Below are 14,864 nucleotides of genomic sequence, written 5' to 3' on the forward strand. Positions count from 1 at the left end.
GGGTGTTCAGACGATGACGGCGCCGCCGTCGGCAACGAGCGTCTGGCCGGTCACGAACGCGGCCGCGGGCGATGCCAGGAAGGCGATGGCGCCGGCGATCTCCTGCGGCTGCCCGACGCGCCGCAACGGCAATTTCTTCTGCGTGAACGACTGGATCTCGGGGTCCGCGAGCAGCATGCCGGCCATCTTGGTGTCGATCAGGCCCGGCGCGATGCAGTTGACGCGAATGCCCTGCGGGCCCCACTCGACCGCCAGGTCGCGGGCCAGTTGCATGTCGCCGGCCTTGGACAACCCGTAGGCGCCGATCGTCGAAGAGCCCTGCAGGCCCGCGATGGACGAGACGATCACGATGGCGCCGCTGCCCCTGGCCTGCATGTCGGGCCGAACGAGATTGGCCAGCCAGAGATTGCTCAGCACGTTGTTGCGCACGATCTTCATGAACATCTCGTCCGCGATCTCGGCCAGCGGCCCGTAGTGCGGGTTGGTGGCCGCATTGCAGACCAGGATGTCGATGGCGCCGAAGCGCTCGCGCACCTGCGCCACCATCGCGCGCAGCTCCTCGGGCTGCGAGATGCTGGCCTGGCAGGCAAAGGCCTGCCCGCCTTGCGCCCGGATGCCTTCGGCCACTTCCTCGCAAGCCTCGAGCCGCCGGCTGGAGACACAGACTTTGGCCCCGAGCAGCGCCAGGTGCTCGGCGGTGGCGCGGCCGATGCCGCGGCTGGCACCGGTCACGACAGCGACTTTTCCGTTCAGGTCGAACAGGTTCATGCGTGGATATCCTTGAAAGTGGAAAGAAGAGAGGAAGCCGGTGCGCCGATGTCTTGTCGCAGCAGATGCTTTTGCAACTTGCCCGACGGCGTGCGCGGCAGCGTGTCGACGCAGATGTAGTCGCGCGGAATCTTGTAGCGGGCCAGCTTGTCGGCCAGGAAGGTCTTGAGCGCCTCCGCGTTCGGCTGCCGGCCGGGCCGGGGCACGATGACCGCCACCACGGTTTCGCCCCAGTCCGGGTGCGGGCGGCCGATGACGGCCACGTCGGCGACGTCGGGATGGGGCGACAGCGCGTCTTCCACCTCCTTGGAGTACACGTTCTCGCCGCCGGTGGTGATCAGGTCCTTGAGCCGGTCCACCACGTAGTAGTAGCCGTCCTCGTCGACCCGGGCCAGGTCGCCGCTTCGGTACCAGCCGTCGGGCATGTAGGCGGCGCGCGTGGCCTCGGCGTCGTTCAGGTAGCCGCGCATGGCGGCTTCGCTGCGCAGCTGGATCTCGCCGACCTGGCCCGCGGGCGTCGCGCTGCCGTCTTCGGCAACCACGCGCACCTGCACGCCCGGCAGGCTGGAGCGGCCGATCGACCCTGCCTTGCGCAGCGCGTCCTCCGGGAACAGCGCGGTGCCCAGCGGGCCCATCTCGGTCATGCCGTAGACCTGCATGAACTGCGTCGTGCGATAGCGTTGCATGAGCCGCTTCGCCATGTCCTCGCCCAGCGGACCGCCGCCGTAGATCCACAGCCGCATCGAGCCCAGGTCGTGGCTGTCGAAGTCAGCGAGTTCGAGCGGCGCGAGCAAGGCGATGGGCGCGCCGAAGGTCAGCGTGACGCGGTGCCGCGCTATCGCTTCCAGGAATCCGCGCGGCGCGTACTCGCGCAGGAAGACCAGCGTGCCGCCCATCAGCAGCGTCCCGAAGGTCCAGTTGTTGAGCGGCGCCGCATGCCAGATCGGCATCGCGATGAGCATCCGGTCGTTGTGCGTCATCGACAGCGCCGCCGCGCAGACCAGCGCCGTGGTGAAGACCGCGCGATGGCTGTGCAGGCATCCCTTGGGCTGGCCGGTGGTGCCCGAGGTGTAGAGCACCTGCGCCAGTGCATCGTCGCTGACCAGCGCAGGCAGCTCGCCCGGTTCCGTGCGCTGCACCAGCGTGTCGAAGTGATCGAAGCCGACGTCCGCCGCGCCGGCCACGTCGCCGGTGCCCAGCAGGCAGGCCTCGGTCTCGATGCGTTGCGCCAGCGCGCCCAGGGCGACGTCGATGATGCAGAGCCTGGCGTCGCTGTGGCGCAGGATGAATTCGACCTCGGGCTTCTGCAGCTTGTGGTTGACCGGCACGATGACCGCGCCCAGGCGCAGTGCACCCAGCACGCCGATGAGGAAGTACGGCGTGTTGAAGCACATGAGCGCCACGCGGTCGCCCTGCCCCACGCCCCGGTTGCGCAGCACCTGCGCGGCGCGGCGGCTGAGCGCCTGGATCTGCGCGTAGCTGAACGCCTCGTCGCCGCAGTGCAGCAGCGTCTTCGTCGGCCAGCGCGACGCGCTCTCGTCGAACATCGAGATCAGGTTCATGAAGTTTTTTCCAGTGGGATGCAGGGCCGGGCAGCGCGATGCCGCCGGGTGCCGCATCCGGTGTTTTTTGTGGGCGCGGCCGGGAGCGGCTGCGCGGCGGGATCAGAAGAAGTCGGCGTCCAGCGCCATCACGGCGTCGTCGTCCTGCGCGGCCACCAACAGGTGCTGCTCGACCTCGGGGAACAGGTGCGCGAAATAGAAGCGGGCGGTGGCCACCTTGGCGACGTCGAAAGCATCGGACTGTTGCGCGTCGATCCTGGGCTGCGCGATCGAGGCCATGCCGATCCACTGCCACGCGAGGGCCAGCACGCCGACGATGCGCAGGCAGCTGTGGCCGGACGCGCCGACTTGGTCGGGGTGCGATGGCGCCCGCGCGCTCAGCTGCCGGACCAGCGCATCGAGGCGCACGCACAGCGTGCGCGTCTGCGCCACCCACGGCTGCAGCACCGGGTGCGCCTCGTTCTTCTCGAGCACCTGTTGCACCACGTCCAGGAACCGGTGCAGCCTCGCGCCTCCGTCGCCGAGGATCTTGCGTCCGAGCAGGTCCTGGCCCTGGATGCCGTTGGCCCCTTCGTAGATCTGCCCCACGCGCACGTCGCGCAGGTACTGGTGAACGCCGCTGTCGTCCAGGTAGCCCCAGCCGCCCATGACCTGCTGTGCCAGGGTCGTGCTGGCGTAGCCGTTGTCCGTGGCGAAAGCCTTGAGCACCGGCGTGAGCAGCGAGACCAGCTCGTCGGCCTCGCGGCGCACCGGGGGCTCGGGGTGGTGCTTCGAGCGATCGACCTGCAACGCGAGCCAGTAGGCCAGCGCGCGCGAACCTTCCGTCCAGGCCTTCTGCATCAGCAACATGCGGCGCACATCGGCATGCACGATCAACGGATCGGCGGCAGGCTGCGCCTCGAGCCTGCGCGCGCCGCCGAAGCCGCGTCCCTGCAGCCGCGTGCGGGCGTGATCGCGCGCCAGCTGGTAGGCCGCCTCGGCCTGGTTCACGCCCTGCATGCCTGTGGCCAGGCGGGCGATGTTCATCATCACGAACATGGCCGCCAGGCCGTTGCCGGCGGTGTTCAGCAGTTCGCCGCGCGCACCGTCGAGCCGCAACCAGCAGGTCGGGGTGCCGCGGATGCCCATCTTGTCCTCGAGCCCTTCGCAGCGCACGCCGTTGCGCTCGGCCGCACCGGGCAGGTGCCGGGGCACGATGAACAGCGAAAGCCCCCGCGCGCCCTCGGGCGCGCCCGCGATCCGGGCCAGCACGAGGTGGACGATGTTGTCCGCCAGATCGTGCTCGGCGGCCGTGACCATGCGCTTGAGGCCGGTGAGGCGATAGCTGCCGTCCGGCTGCGGAACGGCCTCCGTGCGCAGCAGGCCCACGTCGGTGCCGGCCTCGCGCTCGGTGATGCACATGCTGCTGGTCCACGCGCCGCTGGCCAGGTGCGGAAGGTACGCCGCCTGCTGCGCGGGCGTGCCGTTGGCCCGGATGCATTCGTAGCCGCCGCGCGAGATGCTGTGGTACATCAGCCAGGAATGGTTGGCCGAGCCGATCAGCTCCGTCACCAGATGGGTAAGCACCGTCGGCCATGCACGGCCGCCGTGTTCAATCGCCGCGCCCAGGCCGGCCCAGCCCTTGCCCCGGAACATGTCGTAGGCGGCCTTGAAGCCGCCGGGGGTGGCGACTTCGCCATCGCGCCAGGTGCAGCCTTCGCGGTCCGCGCTCTGATTGAGCGGTGCGAGCACCTCTTCGGCGAAGGCCGCCATGTCCTCCATCAGCGCGTCGATGTCTTCGCGGGCGATGGCGCCGGGCAGGCGAAGCGCCTTCAGTTCATCATCGATGCCGAGCAGATCGTTCAGGACGAAGCGCAGTTCGCGCAAGGGTGCTTTGTAGGACGCAGGAGGTGACATGCAAGAATGACGAGTGCGCGCGTTGGCCTTGGGTTGAAGTGAGGTTCGGGGCTCGCGGCCACCGGCTGCCTTGGGTTGGAAGAAGTCTAGGAAATCGACCGGGCAGGCATGTTCAGTTTTCGGGACGCGCCCCGAAGCGTTGATTTCCCTCTGCAACGAGGCCCTCCTCCTTGCGTGCGCCGTCCCGGTGTTCGCTTTTCAGCCATGACGACCGCCCTCAAACCCCGACGCAAGCCCTCCCAGTCACGCGCATGGATGACCTCCATCGCCATCCAGGACGCCTTCGTGCTCCTGCTGCTGGAAAAGGGCTACGAAAAGACGTCGATGCGCGACATTGCCAACGTGGCCGGCGTCAGCGTCGGCAGCGTCTACCAATACTTCCCCGGCAAGGAAGCGGTCGCGGCCATGACGGTGCGCACCTGGGTGCGCAAGCTCTCGACGGCGCTGTCGAGCGCGGTGGACGAGGTCGTCCAGGCGGAAGGTCAACGCACGCTGCGCGAGATCACGCGCCTGCTGGCGCAGACCCAGGTGCACACGATGCTCGAGGGCGGCGGACGCTGGCGGGTGCTGAGCTCCATCGAGCGCCGTGTCTCGCCGCAGCTCGTCTACAACCGCCTGTACCAGCACAACGTCAACCTCTTTGGCAAGGCACTGACGAGCGCGGTGGACTGGCCCGAAGGGCTGCACGATGCGCGCGTCGCCTTCGGTGCCTACACCGTCGTCGATGCGTTGGTGAAGCAGACGCTGCTGGTGAGCGCGGTGTTGCCGAGCGCGGACGTCATGGTTCAGGAGGTCCTGCTTGCATTGGACGGGTACCTGCAAGCCGTGCGCCAAAGCAACGCGCGCCAAGAATGATCGCTGGCCCGAATATGCGAGTGGGGCTGCCCAAGCCGGTCAGTGCGGCCATGCTCATGCAGGCGGTCTCCGAATTGATGAGTACAGACGTCACCTCGCAGTTCAATGCGACGACCACACCAAGGGTCGCGATATCACCGCCACCATCCGCCATCGTCCCACAGGCCTGATTCCTCGATCGCCTGTCGCGCGAGCTTGTGCTCGCGGGCGCTTTTCAACCCCACCATCAGGCGCCTCAGGGGGCCGGGCTGACGCAGGAGACTCTGGATGTCACCGTGCACCAGCGTTGGCATCTGAAACATGGCCAGGCTTTCGAGCGCCGGTGCAGAGGCCACCCACCTCAGGTCCTTCAGCCCCACGTTGTTGAGGACGATCAGCGCCAGATCCTCGAGCGCAGCCAACGAGGGCAAGCTGGCAAGGTGTGGTTGATCTTGTGCGGTCAACCTTTGCAGCGTCTCCAGTTGGCTGACGACCGACAGGTCCGACAAATCCTTGATCCGCAGCAGTGCCAGGTGTCTCAAAGCGCTCAGGCCCGCAAGCGTGTCCAGGTTCTGCGCGCTTCCGAATCCCAGTTGAAGCGTATGCAGGTGGGGCAGATGCCGTAGAAAGGCCAGGTTCGACAGCGGCATCCCCATGAGGGACACCTCATTCAAGGTCGACAGCTTTCCAATCACCTCGAGGCCACGCGTGTGGCCGGCAACCACGAGTTGTCTCAGATGGGAAAAGCGCTCCAGCCCGAAAAGATCGGTCTTCTTCGTTTTCGTCTTGCCGATTCTGAGTCTTTGCAGGTCTGTGGGCACTGCGTTCAACACACCCAGTGAATCTGCTTCGTACACATCAAAGACGAACTCCTTCAACTTCGGCAAGGCCTCTACGGCATGCGTGTTGCTGACCCGAGTGAGGCAGTCAAGGCTCAACCTTTCGAGATGGGGCATGAGCCTCAGGCAAGAGAGATCGCACACGCGCGCGTAGCTTCCATACATCCGCCATGTGATGTCCGGCCGATGCCTGAAGAGATCTTCGTTCAGGATTTCCAGCAGCGAAGGCGGCACCTCCTGTGCGGCGGAAAACTGCAGGATGGACACCTCGCCGTTTGCGGCCAGTTGCCGGACCTGTTCTCTTGTCCAATCAAGCTTCAGTTCGATGCGTTCCGACATGGGGTTGACGTTTTCAATGAATCAAGAGCCGGCGAGTGACCGGCATGCGCTGCCGACGACGATTCAGCGCCGCACTGACCGGCCGCGCCCGATGCCGTAGTACGCGATGCCGGCGGCTTCGACTTCGGCGGCGTCGTAGAGGTTGCGGCCGTCGAAGATCGCGGGCACCTTCAAGGTGCTGGCGATGCGCGCCAGGTCGGGGCGGCGGAACACGGGCCATTCGGTCACGAGCGCCAGCACGTCGGCGCCCTGCAAGGCGTCTTCGGGCGTGTCGCACCAGCGCACATCGGCGCGCTCGCCGACGATGGCGCGTGCATTCGGCATCGCCGCCGGGTCGTGCACCTGCACGTGCGCGCCCGCCGCCCACAAGCGCTCCAGCAGCACGAGGCTCGGCGCATCGCGCATGTCGTCGGTGTCGGGCTTGAAGGCCAGGCCCCAGAGCGCGATGGTCTTGTTCGCGATGCGGCCCTCGAAGTGATGCGTCATCAGGTCGAAGAGGCGCCCCTTCTGCTCATGGTTCGCGGCCTCGACGGCCGCGAGGAGGCGCAGCGGCTGCCCTTCGCGATCGGCCGCATGCCGCAGCGCCCGCACGTCCTTCGCCAGGCACGAGCCGCCATAGCCCGCGCCCGCTTGCAGGAAGTCGGGGCCGATGCGCCGGTCCGAACCGATGCCGCGGCGAACCATCTCGATGTCGGCGCCCGCATGCTCGGCCACGCGCGCCATCTCGTTCATGAAGCTGATGCGGGTCGCGAGCATCGCGTTGGCGGCGTACTTGGTGAGCTCGGCGGAGCGCCGGTCCATCACCAGCAGCTGCTTCGCGGGATCGCGCACGAAGGGTTCGTAGAGCCGTGTCAGCAGGTCGATGGCCGCGGGGTCCGTCGCACCGATCACCACGCGGTCGGGCTGGCGGCAATCGCGCACGGCCGAGCCCTCGCGCAGGAATTCGGGGTTCACGGCCACCGCGACCCGATGTGCCGCACCGCGCTGCGAAAGCGCCGCGCGCAGCACGGCCTCGACCTGCTCCGCGGTACCGACCGGCGCGGTGGACTTGCAGACGACCACGGCGTCGCAGTCCCGGTGCTGGCCGATGCTGCGGGCCACGGCCATCACATGCCGCAGGTCGACATCGCCTTGCGCATCGGCCGGCGTGTTGACCACGATGAAGAGCGCGTCGCCATGCAGGCTCGCCGCGCGCTCGTCGGCCGTGAAGCGCAACCGCCCTGCCGCAAGGCCTTGTGACACCAGCGCCTCCAGCCCCGGCTCGTGCAGCGGCATTCGGCCCTGCTGCAGCCCCTCGATGCGGCCGGCATCGGCATCCGCGCACAGCACCTCATGCCCCGCTTCGGCCATGCAGGCAGCGAAGCTGAGGCCCACATAACCGGCGCCGAAGATGGCGAGCTTCATGCGCAGCGCCCTTCCCCAAGGCACTGGCCGCGGCGGCGGTTGTGAGATAAAAGCAGGATGCAAGCCTTCAAAACAATGTCCCGACAAGAAAATTCGATGATGCCCGATCACGTTGCCGCGCGTTGCGCGCTGGTCCTGGAGACCAACAACCTGCGCGGCGGAGCGGATGCCGAAGCCGCCGCAAGCACCAGCCTGCAGCGGCTGATCGCCCTGTTGGCCAAACAGAAGCTGCCGCTCACGGCCCTGGCCCAGGTGGTCATCACGCACGACGGCCTGAGCGCCGCATCGTGCGAGGCCGTCACGGCGCTGGCGGGCCGCCCCATCGACTTCGTTCGCATCGACGCCGCCACCGGCTACTACGACGCCAAGAACGTCGGCTTCGCGGCCACCGATGCGACGCGCTGCGACCACGTGGTGTTCGCCGATGCCGATTGCCTGCCCGACGACGACTGGCTTCTGCAGATGCTCACGCCCTTCACGCGCGGCGCCGATGCGCCCGCGGTGGTGGCCGGTCGCACGAGCTACGCGGCCAGCATCGTGGGCACCGCGCTCACGACCATCGACTTCATGTACTTTCCCAACGCCGACCACGCGGGCGCGACGAGCAACTTCTACGCGAACAACGTGGCCTTTCGCCGCGACGTGTTCGAGCAGCACAGCTACCAGGCGCTCGACGGCGTCTACCGCGCGCACTGCCAGGTGCTCGGCATGCGGCTGAAGGCGGCGAACGTTCCCATCCACTACGCGGCCGCGGCCCACTCCGAGCACCGCCTGCCCGACACGCGCGCCGAGGCGCTCAAGCTGCGCTGGATGCGCGGGCAGGACACGTATTCGCTCACGCCGCACCTGCTGCGCAGCTACGTTTCGGCGCGCTGGCAGTGGCTCGCGAAGAGCGGGCCGATCGGGCCGCTGTGCGTGCTGTTCACGCGGCTGGGTTTCAGCGTGCGCGCGCTCAACCACCAGGACCTGCCTCCCCTGCGCGGCCTGCGCTGGCTCGCGGGCGTGGCGCTGATCGTGGGCTTCTCGGCCATCGACATGCTGGGCGCCCTCGCGCGCGGCATCGGCCTGCACACGACGGGCCGCACGAACGCGGATGCGCAGGCGCTGTCCTACCATCGCCCGACATGAACAAGAAAAACATCTTCAGCCTTCTCGTGCTGGCCGGCGCATGCGCCACGGCAGGCGCCGCCGACTTCACCGGGCGCGGCGTCTTCAACTTCAAGTCCGACAGCGGCTGCCCCTTCTCCGCGCTCGCGGGCCCCGCCAACGAGTGCAACCGCCTCGCCCTCGACGACGCCGACACGCGCGCCGCACTCGACAGCACGGCGCACACCCTGCGCTTTGCGAACCCGCGCAGCTACGGCCGCAAGACCATCGTGGGCGACGTGCTGCTGCAAGGCTCCGGCCAGTCGCGCCACAGTGGCCAGCGCGTGCCGCTGACCTTCCATGCGTTGCTGAGCCGCTCAGGCAACGAGTGGTCGGTGAGCAGCCATGCGCACTCGCCCGTCGGTGGCGAGTTCAGCGACATCCGCATCGACCCGTACCAGGTCGTGGTGATCGAAGGCGGCGCCGAGCGCGTGGTGCTCACGCCGGCGCAGATCGCCGAGACACTCTCCAGGCCTTCGATCGCCGCGCGGCTCGCCAACGAATTCGTGCAGGTGCGGGACAACCGCAAAGGCGGTGCCGCTGATGCGGACATCACCGTCGGCCTGGGGTTGAGCCGCGCCTCCAAGTCGGTGGCACGTGCGCATTTCCACGCGTCGGGGGCCAAGGGCAGCGAGCTGTCCGAGGCGATGCGGCAAGGCGATTGGTCGCTCGAGTTGCAGGCGTTGAGCGGGCAGATTCCGCGCCAGGTGGTGCAGCGCGACCTGTTCCTCTATGGCCTCGAGTCGCAGTCGCTGCTGCTGCCGCTGATGCAGCGTGGCTTCCACAAGAACGAGAAGCTGGTGCTCGGTGCCGCGGGCGGCAAGGGCTACGTGCGCTACGACGGCCAGCAGCGCGAGTTCGCCGGTGCCGATGCATCGGCGCGCGCCTTCCTCCAAGGCAGCTTCATCGGCCTCGTGCTCGGTTGGCAGCAACTGCAGCCGCAGACCCCGGTGGCCAAAAAAACCGATGGACGCTGACACCGCCCCGGCGAACGCGGCATTCGACTGCCTCTCGCCGCCGCAACTGCGTGGCTGGCCGGCGCTGCAGGCCCGGCTGGTGCACCACATCAAACGCGCCGCATTGCGCCAGATGCATGCGAGCCGCGCCGGCGAAGTGATGTTGCTGCGCCTGTATCTGATCGGCGAGGAATCGTCCGAGCAGGCGCTGCAGCGCGAGCTGCGCACCAACGCGCCCGAGTGGCTCACACGCCAGCTCGACCAGCACCTGGCCGACGAGCAACTGCATGCGCGGCTCTTCGCCGACGCCATCGTCGCGCGCGGCGGCGCGGCGCAGGCAGCTGCATCGCCGGAAGCGGCGCCGAAGCCCGACTGGCTGAGCCAGCGCAAGCTCGCGCGCTGGCAGCGCCTCATCCAGCGCCATGCACCGTACTTCGCGCACGGTGGCCTCGTGCCGGCGTATGCGATCGGCCTCGCCGCCGAGCAGATGGCCTCGCGCATCCTGCAGCGCCACTGCGCGCTGATCTGCCCGCGGCACGCGCTGCACCCGTTGCTCACACGCGTGCTGGCCGACGAAGACCGCCACATCCGCCTGTGCAGTCACACGCTGCAGCGCTGCGTGGCGTCGCACGAAGAAGCAAGGCTCGCACAGCTGATGCGCGAGGTGCGCGACACCGAGCGCGGCTTCGGCATCACCGGCGCGCTGGGCATGTACCTCGCGGGCGTGGCCTTGCGCCTGCGCCCCGGCCGTGCGCGGCCGGTGGCGGCCTGAGTCCGTCGATGCCGCCGCGCATCGTCTACCTCGCGACTGCGGACGCGCGCGGCCACCTGATGCGCGCGCAGCTGCTCACCCATTCGCTGCGCGCTGCGGGCGCGAACGTGCAGGTGCTCACCACCTCCGATGAAGGCGCGCGTTTTCTTGCCGGCTTCGGCATCGAGGCGCCGGTGCTCTCGCGCCATTACGCGGTGCAGTTCGACCGCGAGCAGAACATGCTGCGCCGCGAAACCGACCGCAACGTGGCGCACTACGTGTTCCGCCCGGAGCGCATGCTGCGCGACATCCTTCGGCTGCGCACGTGGTTCCGCGATACGGACCTGGTGGTGAACGATTCCTTCCACCCCGCGCTGCTGTTCATGGGCTGGATGCCGGTCTGGCGGCGCAAGGTGGTGCATGTGTACGGCGCGAGCCTGCGGCATGCGCTGCAGACCAACTTCAGCGGGCGCATGCCGGCGTGGATAGCGAACATCTTCGGCCGTATCGTCGCGTGGCAGATCGACCGCAGCCGCGCGCGCGTCGCGCACGATTTCGCCTACGGCGAGCCGCAGCCCGACGGACGCGGCGGCCACCGGCTCGCCACGCCGGTGGCCGTAGTGGGCGTCGACACGGAAGCGCACGACGACCTCGCACCGCAGGCCGCCGTGTACCTCAACCCGCATTTCAAGGAAGCCGCACTGGCCGATGGCCTGGAACGCGGGCTGGCCGATGCCCGCGCGCCGGCGCACCTCGTCGGCGAAGGCTATGCGCAGCGCGCGGGCTGGCACGCGCAGGACGAGCACTGGATCGAGCGGGCCGCACGCAGCGCCTTCATCGTCTCCGCGCCCGGCATGGCGGCGCTGTCGGTCGCGGCGGTGTACCGCAAGCCGATCCTGCTGCTCCTGACCGACCAGCCCGAGCAGGCGATCAATGCGCAGCGCGCCGCGCAAATGGGCCTGCACCATCGCATCGTGGTGTGGCGAGGCCACACTGAGGACTTCGCGCGGGCCGTGACGACGGCTGCCCACGAACTGATCGCGCTGGCCGACGACGGTAGCGGTCCACAAGCGGCGCAGAGAGGCCGCGAGGCCGCCATGGCCCGACTGCAGCACTGGACGGTGCTGCTCCACGGCCTCGCGGCTGCGCCGTCTGTTCGATGAATGAAGCACGGAGGCAGCTGCGCCCTTCGATGCAGAAACTTCTCGACGGAAGTTGCCGGGTTCAGGGACTCAAGTTCCTCTGGATTCAACGGGGGACGAGGATCGACGTTGCTGTATCAGCATCGCAGTCATGCCGCCTGTGACGATGACCAGCCCGGCAATGGCTGTGGCGCTGGGTCGCTCGTCAAGGACCAGCAGGGCGAGCAGCGTCGCTGCGCCGGGAACGAGTGCAGCGAACGTGGCACCGACAGCTGCACCAAGAATCTGCACCGACTTGCTGAAAAAGAACAAGGCCACCGTGGAGACCATGACCCCCTGATAGAACGCCTGCACACCGATGTCGCCCAGCGGCGCTTGCAACAGGTGCAGCCCGCGCGTCGCGAGGTAGGCGGGCAGGTAGATGATCATCGAGAACACCGAAACGATGGCGGTGGCGTGCAGCGCCGATGCAGAGAACTGCTTGGACGAGACCGTGTAGATGGCCCACAGCAGCCCGCCCAGCAGGAAGATCAGGTAGGCCCACGGCGAGGAGCGGACGGCGCTGAAGTTGTGGAAGCCGACCAACGCGACCCCGAGGATGATCAGCGCAATGCCCGCCGTCTCCCTGCGCGAGAGCCTGGCGCCGAGTCCCCAGGCACTGATGAGCGCCGAGAACAGGATCATGCTGCCAGGCGTGACCACGGCGAACTGCTCCACCGGCGCCATGCCGAGGCCGAAGGCGACCACCAGCATGTAGGGCGCGCCAATGCCGGCGGTCATGAGCGCGATGGCGGTCCAGCGCAGCCCCATGAGGCCTCGTCGTACGAGAAACGGCAACAGCATCACGCCCGAGACCGTGTACCGGATGCATGTGATGTCGTAGACGTCCAATGCCGTGTGAGTCAGCCCGAAGCGAGTCACGACCGGAAAGGCGCCCCAGATCAGGGCCGAAGCGAGTCCGAACAGCACACCCACCCATCGACGATCGATGCCGAGTTGGGAAACTGGCGGTGAGGCAGAAAGCCGAGTCATCGAGTGGGTTCCTTCAAAGCGATGCGAGTGTCTTGCTTGGCGTCGCGGGCATCGCCTGCGTGGCGGACGGACTATCATTGACAGTATTGTCAAGTTTGACATCATTGTCAAAAATAGAAAGCGCGAGGATTTCTCATGGCAGGAGTCAGGCAGTTCGATGAGGCCAAGGTGTTGGACGCGGTGCTGGACGTGTTCTGGCAAAAAGGCTGGCGGGCCACGTCCATGGCCGATCTGGCAGAGGCCGCCGATGTGCAGCGTGGTTCGCTCTATCACGCCTATGGCGGCAAGGAGGAGCTGTTCTTGCTGGCCTTCGAGGCGTACGCCACCAGGTTTCTGGACAACGCGCGCACAGCCCTCGACAAACCGCGCGCAGAGGCGGCGTTGCGCGCCTTCTTCAAGGTCGCGATCGCCAACATGACGCAGGGCGTTCCGCCTCGGGGCTGTCTCACCACGAAGACGGCAACGGAGGTCGATGGTGCAGGGCCGCGCATCCAGGAGCGGCTGCGTCAGTTGCTCGATGAACTCCAGGTCGTCGTGTCAGCCGCCATGTCGAAGGGAGACATGTCGACACAGCTTTCGCTGTCCCCCAAGGAAACCGCGCAGGTTGTCATCACATTCACCCGAGGCCTGGCAGTGATGGAGCGCGTTTATCAGAATGCGCCTTCTCTGCATCGGATGGCCGACGCGGTGATCAAGGCCTTGGTTCCGAATGTGAAGCGCCGAACGAGCTGACGCCGTTGCACGGAGCCGCCGGGTGCAGGCGTCGACCGGAAAGGCTCAGCGGTTCGAGCATCGCCTGACTCCGCGCGAACAAACGGTCATGCGCTGGATGGCTGCCGGAAAGCCGCAGGCGGAAGCCGGCATCCAGCATGGGCCTTTCCGAACGCAACATCGAGAATCACCTGCGGCGCGTCCGCCGACGTTTGGGGGTCACGACGACAGCCGGAGCTGTACGCATGGCCATCCGATCCGGAGAGATCACTCCGTGAACTCCAGCCCCTCCGTCAGGCTTCGAGTGACCGCCACCGGCAGTTGCTCGACAGCCGAAGCCTGAAGGGGGAGGAAGGCGCGCCGCCGGCCATGCACTTGGCCCGCGAGGCGCTCACTGTCATCATCCGCTTCGCGGGCCCGGCGCCTTGGCGGCTGCGGCCATTCGGACACCCGAATGAGAGGAGTCAGCGATGGCAACCTACAGGAGCGCATTGCCGCAGCTCGGCGATGATTTCTTCATGACCGACGGCGGCATCGAGACCACCCTGATCTTTCTGGAGGGACAGGAACTTCCCGACTTTGCCGCCTTTCACCTGCTCCGGACGCCGGAAGGCGAAAGAGTGCTGCGGAAGTATTTCCGGACCTACGCGGCGCTGGCCAGAAGCTTCGACGTCGGGCTGATTCTGGAAACCGCAACCTGGCGGTCCAATCCAGACTGGGGGAACAGGCTGGGCTACGGCCCCGAGGAGCTCGCGGCGGTCGACCGGCAGCTGGTGGGTCTGCTGGAGGACATCCGCGATGCCTACCAGACCCGCCGGACGCCGATCGTCATCAGCGGATGCCTTGGACCTCGCGGCGACGGCTATGTCCCGGACCGTGCCATGTCGGTGCGCGAAGCGCAGGACTACCATCGTGCGCAGGTCGAGACCTTCGCCGGCACCGCAGCCGACCTGGTGACCGCCATCACCATGAACTACGTCGAAGAGGCGTCGGGGATCGCGCTGGCCGCAAAGCAGGCGAACATGCCCGTCGTCATTTCCTTCACGGTGGAGACCGATGGCAGGCTGCCGACGGGGCAGTCCCTGGCGGATGCCATCCAGCAGGTGGACGGCGCCACCGCGGGTTATCCGGCCTACTTCATGATCAACTGCGCCCACCCCAGCCACTTCCAGCAGGTGGTGCATGGCGACGCGCCGTGGGCCGAGCGGATTCGCGGTCTGCGCGCGAATGCCTCCAGGATGAGCCATGCCGAGTTGAACGAAGCGCCCGAACTGGATGCGGGCGACCCGGTGGAGTTGGGGCAGGCCTATGCCGCGCTCAAGATGCACCGGTTGAAACGCCTCAATGTCATGGGCGGTTGCTGCGGCACCGACGACCGCCACGTCAAACAGCTTGCAATGGCCTGTCTGCCCTTGTTCCGGGGCGTGGTCTAGCCGTTCACCCAGGGTTTGCACCCGCCCGCCCATCCGGCGATTCAGACGGCC

14 protein-coding genes are annotated in these 14,864 nt (G+C 67.4%); 8 read left to right on the forward strand and 6 right to left on the reverse strand.

Going from position 1 to position 14,864, the window contains the following annotated elements:
• Positions 1-6: 6 nt before the first annotated feature.
• The 3 genes from AC3WQR_RS01010 to AC3WQR_RS01020 form a co-directional block, all read right to left on the reverse strand.
• Positions 7-768, reverse strand: coding sequence for an SDR family NAD(P)-dependent oxidoreductase (locus AC3WQR_RS01010; protein ID WP_062471949.1), 762 nt, complete (start codon positions 766-768; stop codon positions 7-9).
• A complete protein-coding gene (locus tag AC3WQR_RS01015) occupies positions 765-2,330 on the reverse strand; it encodes a class I adenylate-forming enzyme family protein (RefSeq protein WP_492740936.1) in 1,566 nt (521 codons plus the stop codon). Before AC3WQR_RS01015 ends, AC3WQR_RS01010 begins: the two co-directional genes overlap by 4 nt.
• A gap of 102 nt (positions 2,331-2,432) precedes the next feature.
• On the reverse strand, positions 2,433-4,196 hold the full coding sequence (locus tag AC3WQR_RS01020) for an acyl-CoA dehydrogenase family protein (RefSeq protein ID WP_447745440.1): 1,764 nt from the start codon (positions 4,194-4,196) through the stop codon (positions 2,433-2,435).
• A gap of 234 nt (positions 4,197-4,430) precedes the next feature.
• Here AC3WQR_RS01020 and AC3WQR_RS01025 point away from each other — a divergent pair, with 234 nt between their 5' ends.
• Positions 4,431-5,081, forward strand: coding sequence for a TetR/AcrR family transcriptional regulator (locus AC3WQR_RS01025; protein ID WP_492740937.1), 651 nt, complete (start codon positions 4,431-4,433; stop codon positions 5,079-5,081).
• A gap of 134 nt (positions 5,082-5,215) precedes the next feature.
• Here the strand turns inward: AC3WQR_RS01025 and AC3WQR_RS01030 are convergent, their stop codons facing one another.
• Both AC3WQR_RS01030 and AC3WQR_RS01035 read right to left on the reverse strand, forming a co-directional pair.
• Complete coding sequence (locus AC3WQR_RS01030; RefSeq protein WP_447745445.1) at positions 5,216-6,238, reverse strand: leucine-rich repeat domain-containing protein; 1,023 nt, start codon at positions 6,236-6,238, stop codon at positions 5,216-5,218.
• A gap of 63 nt (positions 6,239-6,301) precedes the next feature.
• On the reverse strand, positions 6,302-7,642 hold the full coding sequence (locus AC3WQR_RS01035; protein WP_447745448.1) for a UDP-glucose dehydrogenase family protein: 1,341 nt from the start codon (positions 7,640-7,642) through the stop codon (positions 6,302-6,304).
• Between the two features lie 96 nt (positions 7,643-7,738).
• Here AC3WQR_RS01035 and AC3WQR_RS01040 point away from each other — a divergent pair, with 96 nt between their 5' ends.
• From AC3WQR_RS01040 to AC3WQR_RS01055, 4 genes are read left to right on the forward strand one after another with little or no spacing between them, the layout of a single operon-like run.
• Complete coding sequence (locus AC3WQR_RS01040) at positions 7,739-8,770, forward strand: glycosyltransferase family 2 protein (RefSeq protein ID WP_492740938.1); 1,032 nt, start codon at positions 7,739-7,741, stop codon at positions 8,768-8,770.
• A complete protein-coding gene (locus AC3WQR_RS01045; RefSeq protein ID WP_447745453.1) occupies positions 8,767-9,765 on the forward strand; it encodes a hypothetical protein in 999 nt (332 codons plus the stop codon). The genes AC3WQR_RS01040 and AC3WQR_RS01045 overlap by 4 nt, the downstream gene beginning before the upstream one ends.
• A complete protein-coding gene (locus tag AC3WQR_RS01050; RefSeq protein ID WP_447745455.1) occupies positions 9,755-10,516 on the forward strand; it encodes a hypothetical protein in 762 nt (253 codons plus the stop codon). Before AC3WQR_RS01045 ends, AC3WQR_RS01050 begins: the two co-directional genes overlap by 11 nt.
• A gap of 8 nt (positions 10,517-10,524) precedes the next feature.
• A complete protein-coding gene (locus AC3WQR_RS01055) occupies positions 10,525-11,658 on the forward strand; it encodes a glycosyltransferase family protein (RefSeq protein WP_447745458.1) in 1,134 nt (377 codons plus the stop codon).
• Positions 11,659-11,727: 69 nt separating this feature from the next.
• Here AC3WQR_RS01055 and AC3WQR_RS01060 read toward each other — a convergent pair whose 3' ends face one another.
• Positions 11,728-12,669 carry a DMT family transporter gene (locus tag AC3WQR_RS01060; RefSeq protein WP_447745461.1) on the reverse strand — a complete coding sequence of 314 codons (942 nt, stop codon included), beginning with the start codon at positions 12,667-12,669 and terminating at the stop codon, positions 11,728-11,730.
• A gap of 135 nt (positions 12,670-12,804) precedes the next feature.
• On the opposite strand from AC3WQR_RS01060, the gene AC3WQR_RS01065 reads away from it, so the two are divergent.
• The 3 genes from AC3WQR_RS01065 (at position 12,805) to AC3WQR_RS01075 (ending at position 14,813) form a co-directional block, all read left to right on the forward strand.
• On the forward strand, positions 12,805-13,401 hold the full coding sequence (locus AC3WQR_RS01065; RefSeq protein ID WP_447745464.1) for a TetR/AcrR family transcriptional regulator: 597 nt from the start codon (positions 12,805-12,807) through the stop codon (positions 13,399-13,401).
• Between the two features lie 137 nt (positions 13,402-13,538).
• Positions 13,539-13,658 carry a LuxR C-terminal-related transcriptional regulator gene (locus tag AC3WQR_RS01070; RefSeq protein WP_235926458.1) on the forward strand — a complete coding sequence of 40 codons (120 nt, stop codon included), beginning with the start codon at positions 13,539-13,541 and terminating at the stop codon, positions 13,656-13,658.
• Between the two features lie 192 nt (positions 13,659-13,850).
• Positions 13,851-14,813 (forward strand): homocysteine S-methyltransferase family protein, encoded by a 963-nt coding sequence (locus tag AC3WQR_RS01075; RefSeq protein ID WP_447745468.1) that lies wholly within the window; start codon positions 13,851-13,853, stop codon positions 14,811-14,813.
• Positions 14,814-14,864: the final 51 nt, after the last annotated feature.

The sequence above is a fragment of the Variovorax sp. FW305-3-2-15-B-LB1 genome, assembly GCF_058787635.1.

Bases quoted from the DNA above. Each gene is read 5' to 3' on its own strand.
- AC3WQR_RS01010 (WP_062471949.1), bottom strand. From the start codon at position 768: ATGAACCTGTTCGACCTGAACGGAAAAGTCGCTGTCGTGACCGGTGCC.
- AC3WQR_RS01015 (WP_492740936.1), bottom strand. From the start codon at position 2,330: ATGAACCTGATCTCGATGTTCGACGAGAGCGCGTCGCGCTGGCCGACG.
- AC3WQR_RS01025 (WP_492740937.1), top strand. From the start codon at position 4,431: ATGACGACCGCCCTCAAACCCCGACGCAAGCCCTCCCAGTCACGCGCA.
- AC3WQR_RS01030 (WP_447745445.1), bottom strand. From the start codon at position 6,238: ATGTCGGAACGCATCGAACTGAAGCTTGATTGGACAAGAGAACAGGTC.
- AC3WQR_RS01035 (WP_447745448.1), bottom strand. From the start codon at position 7,642: ATGAAGCTCGCCATCTTCGGCGCCGGTTATGTGGGCCTCAGCTTCGCT.
- AC3WQR_RS01040 (WP_492740938.1), top strand. From the start codon at position 7,739: ATGATGCCCGATCACGTTGCCGCGCGTTGCGCGCTGGTCCTGGAGACC.
- AC3WQR_RS01045 (WP_447745453.1), top strand. From the start codon at position 8,767: ATGAACAAGAAAAACATCTTCAGCCTTCTCGTGCTGGCCGGCGCATGC.
- AC3WQR_RS01050 (WP_447745455.1), top strand. From the start codon at position 9,755: ATGGACGCTGACACCGCCCCGGCGAACGCGGCATTCGACTGCCTCTCG.
- AC3WQR_RS01055 (WP_447745458.1), top strand. From the start codon at position 10,525: ATGCCGCCGCGCATCGTCTACCTCGCGACTGCGGACGCGCGCGGCCAC.
- AC3WQR_RS01060 (WP_447745461.1), bottom strand. From the start codon at position 12,669: ATGACTCGGCTTTCTGCCTCACCGCCAGTTTCCCAACTCGGCATCGAT.
- AC3WQR_RS01065 (WP_447745464.1), top strand. From the start codon at position 12,805: ATGGCAGGAGTCAGGCAGTTCGATGAGGCCAAGGTGTTGGACGCGGTG.
- AC3WQR_RS01070 (WP_235926458.1), top strand. From the start codon at position 13,539: ATGGGCCTTTCCGAACGCAACATCGAGAATCACCTGCGGCGCGTCCGC.
- AC3WQR_RS01075 (WP_447745468.1), top strand. From the start codon at position 13,851: ATGGCAACCTACAGGAGCGCATTGCCGCAGCTCGGCGATGATTTCTTC.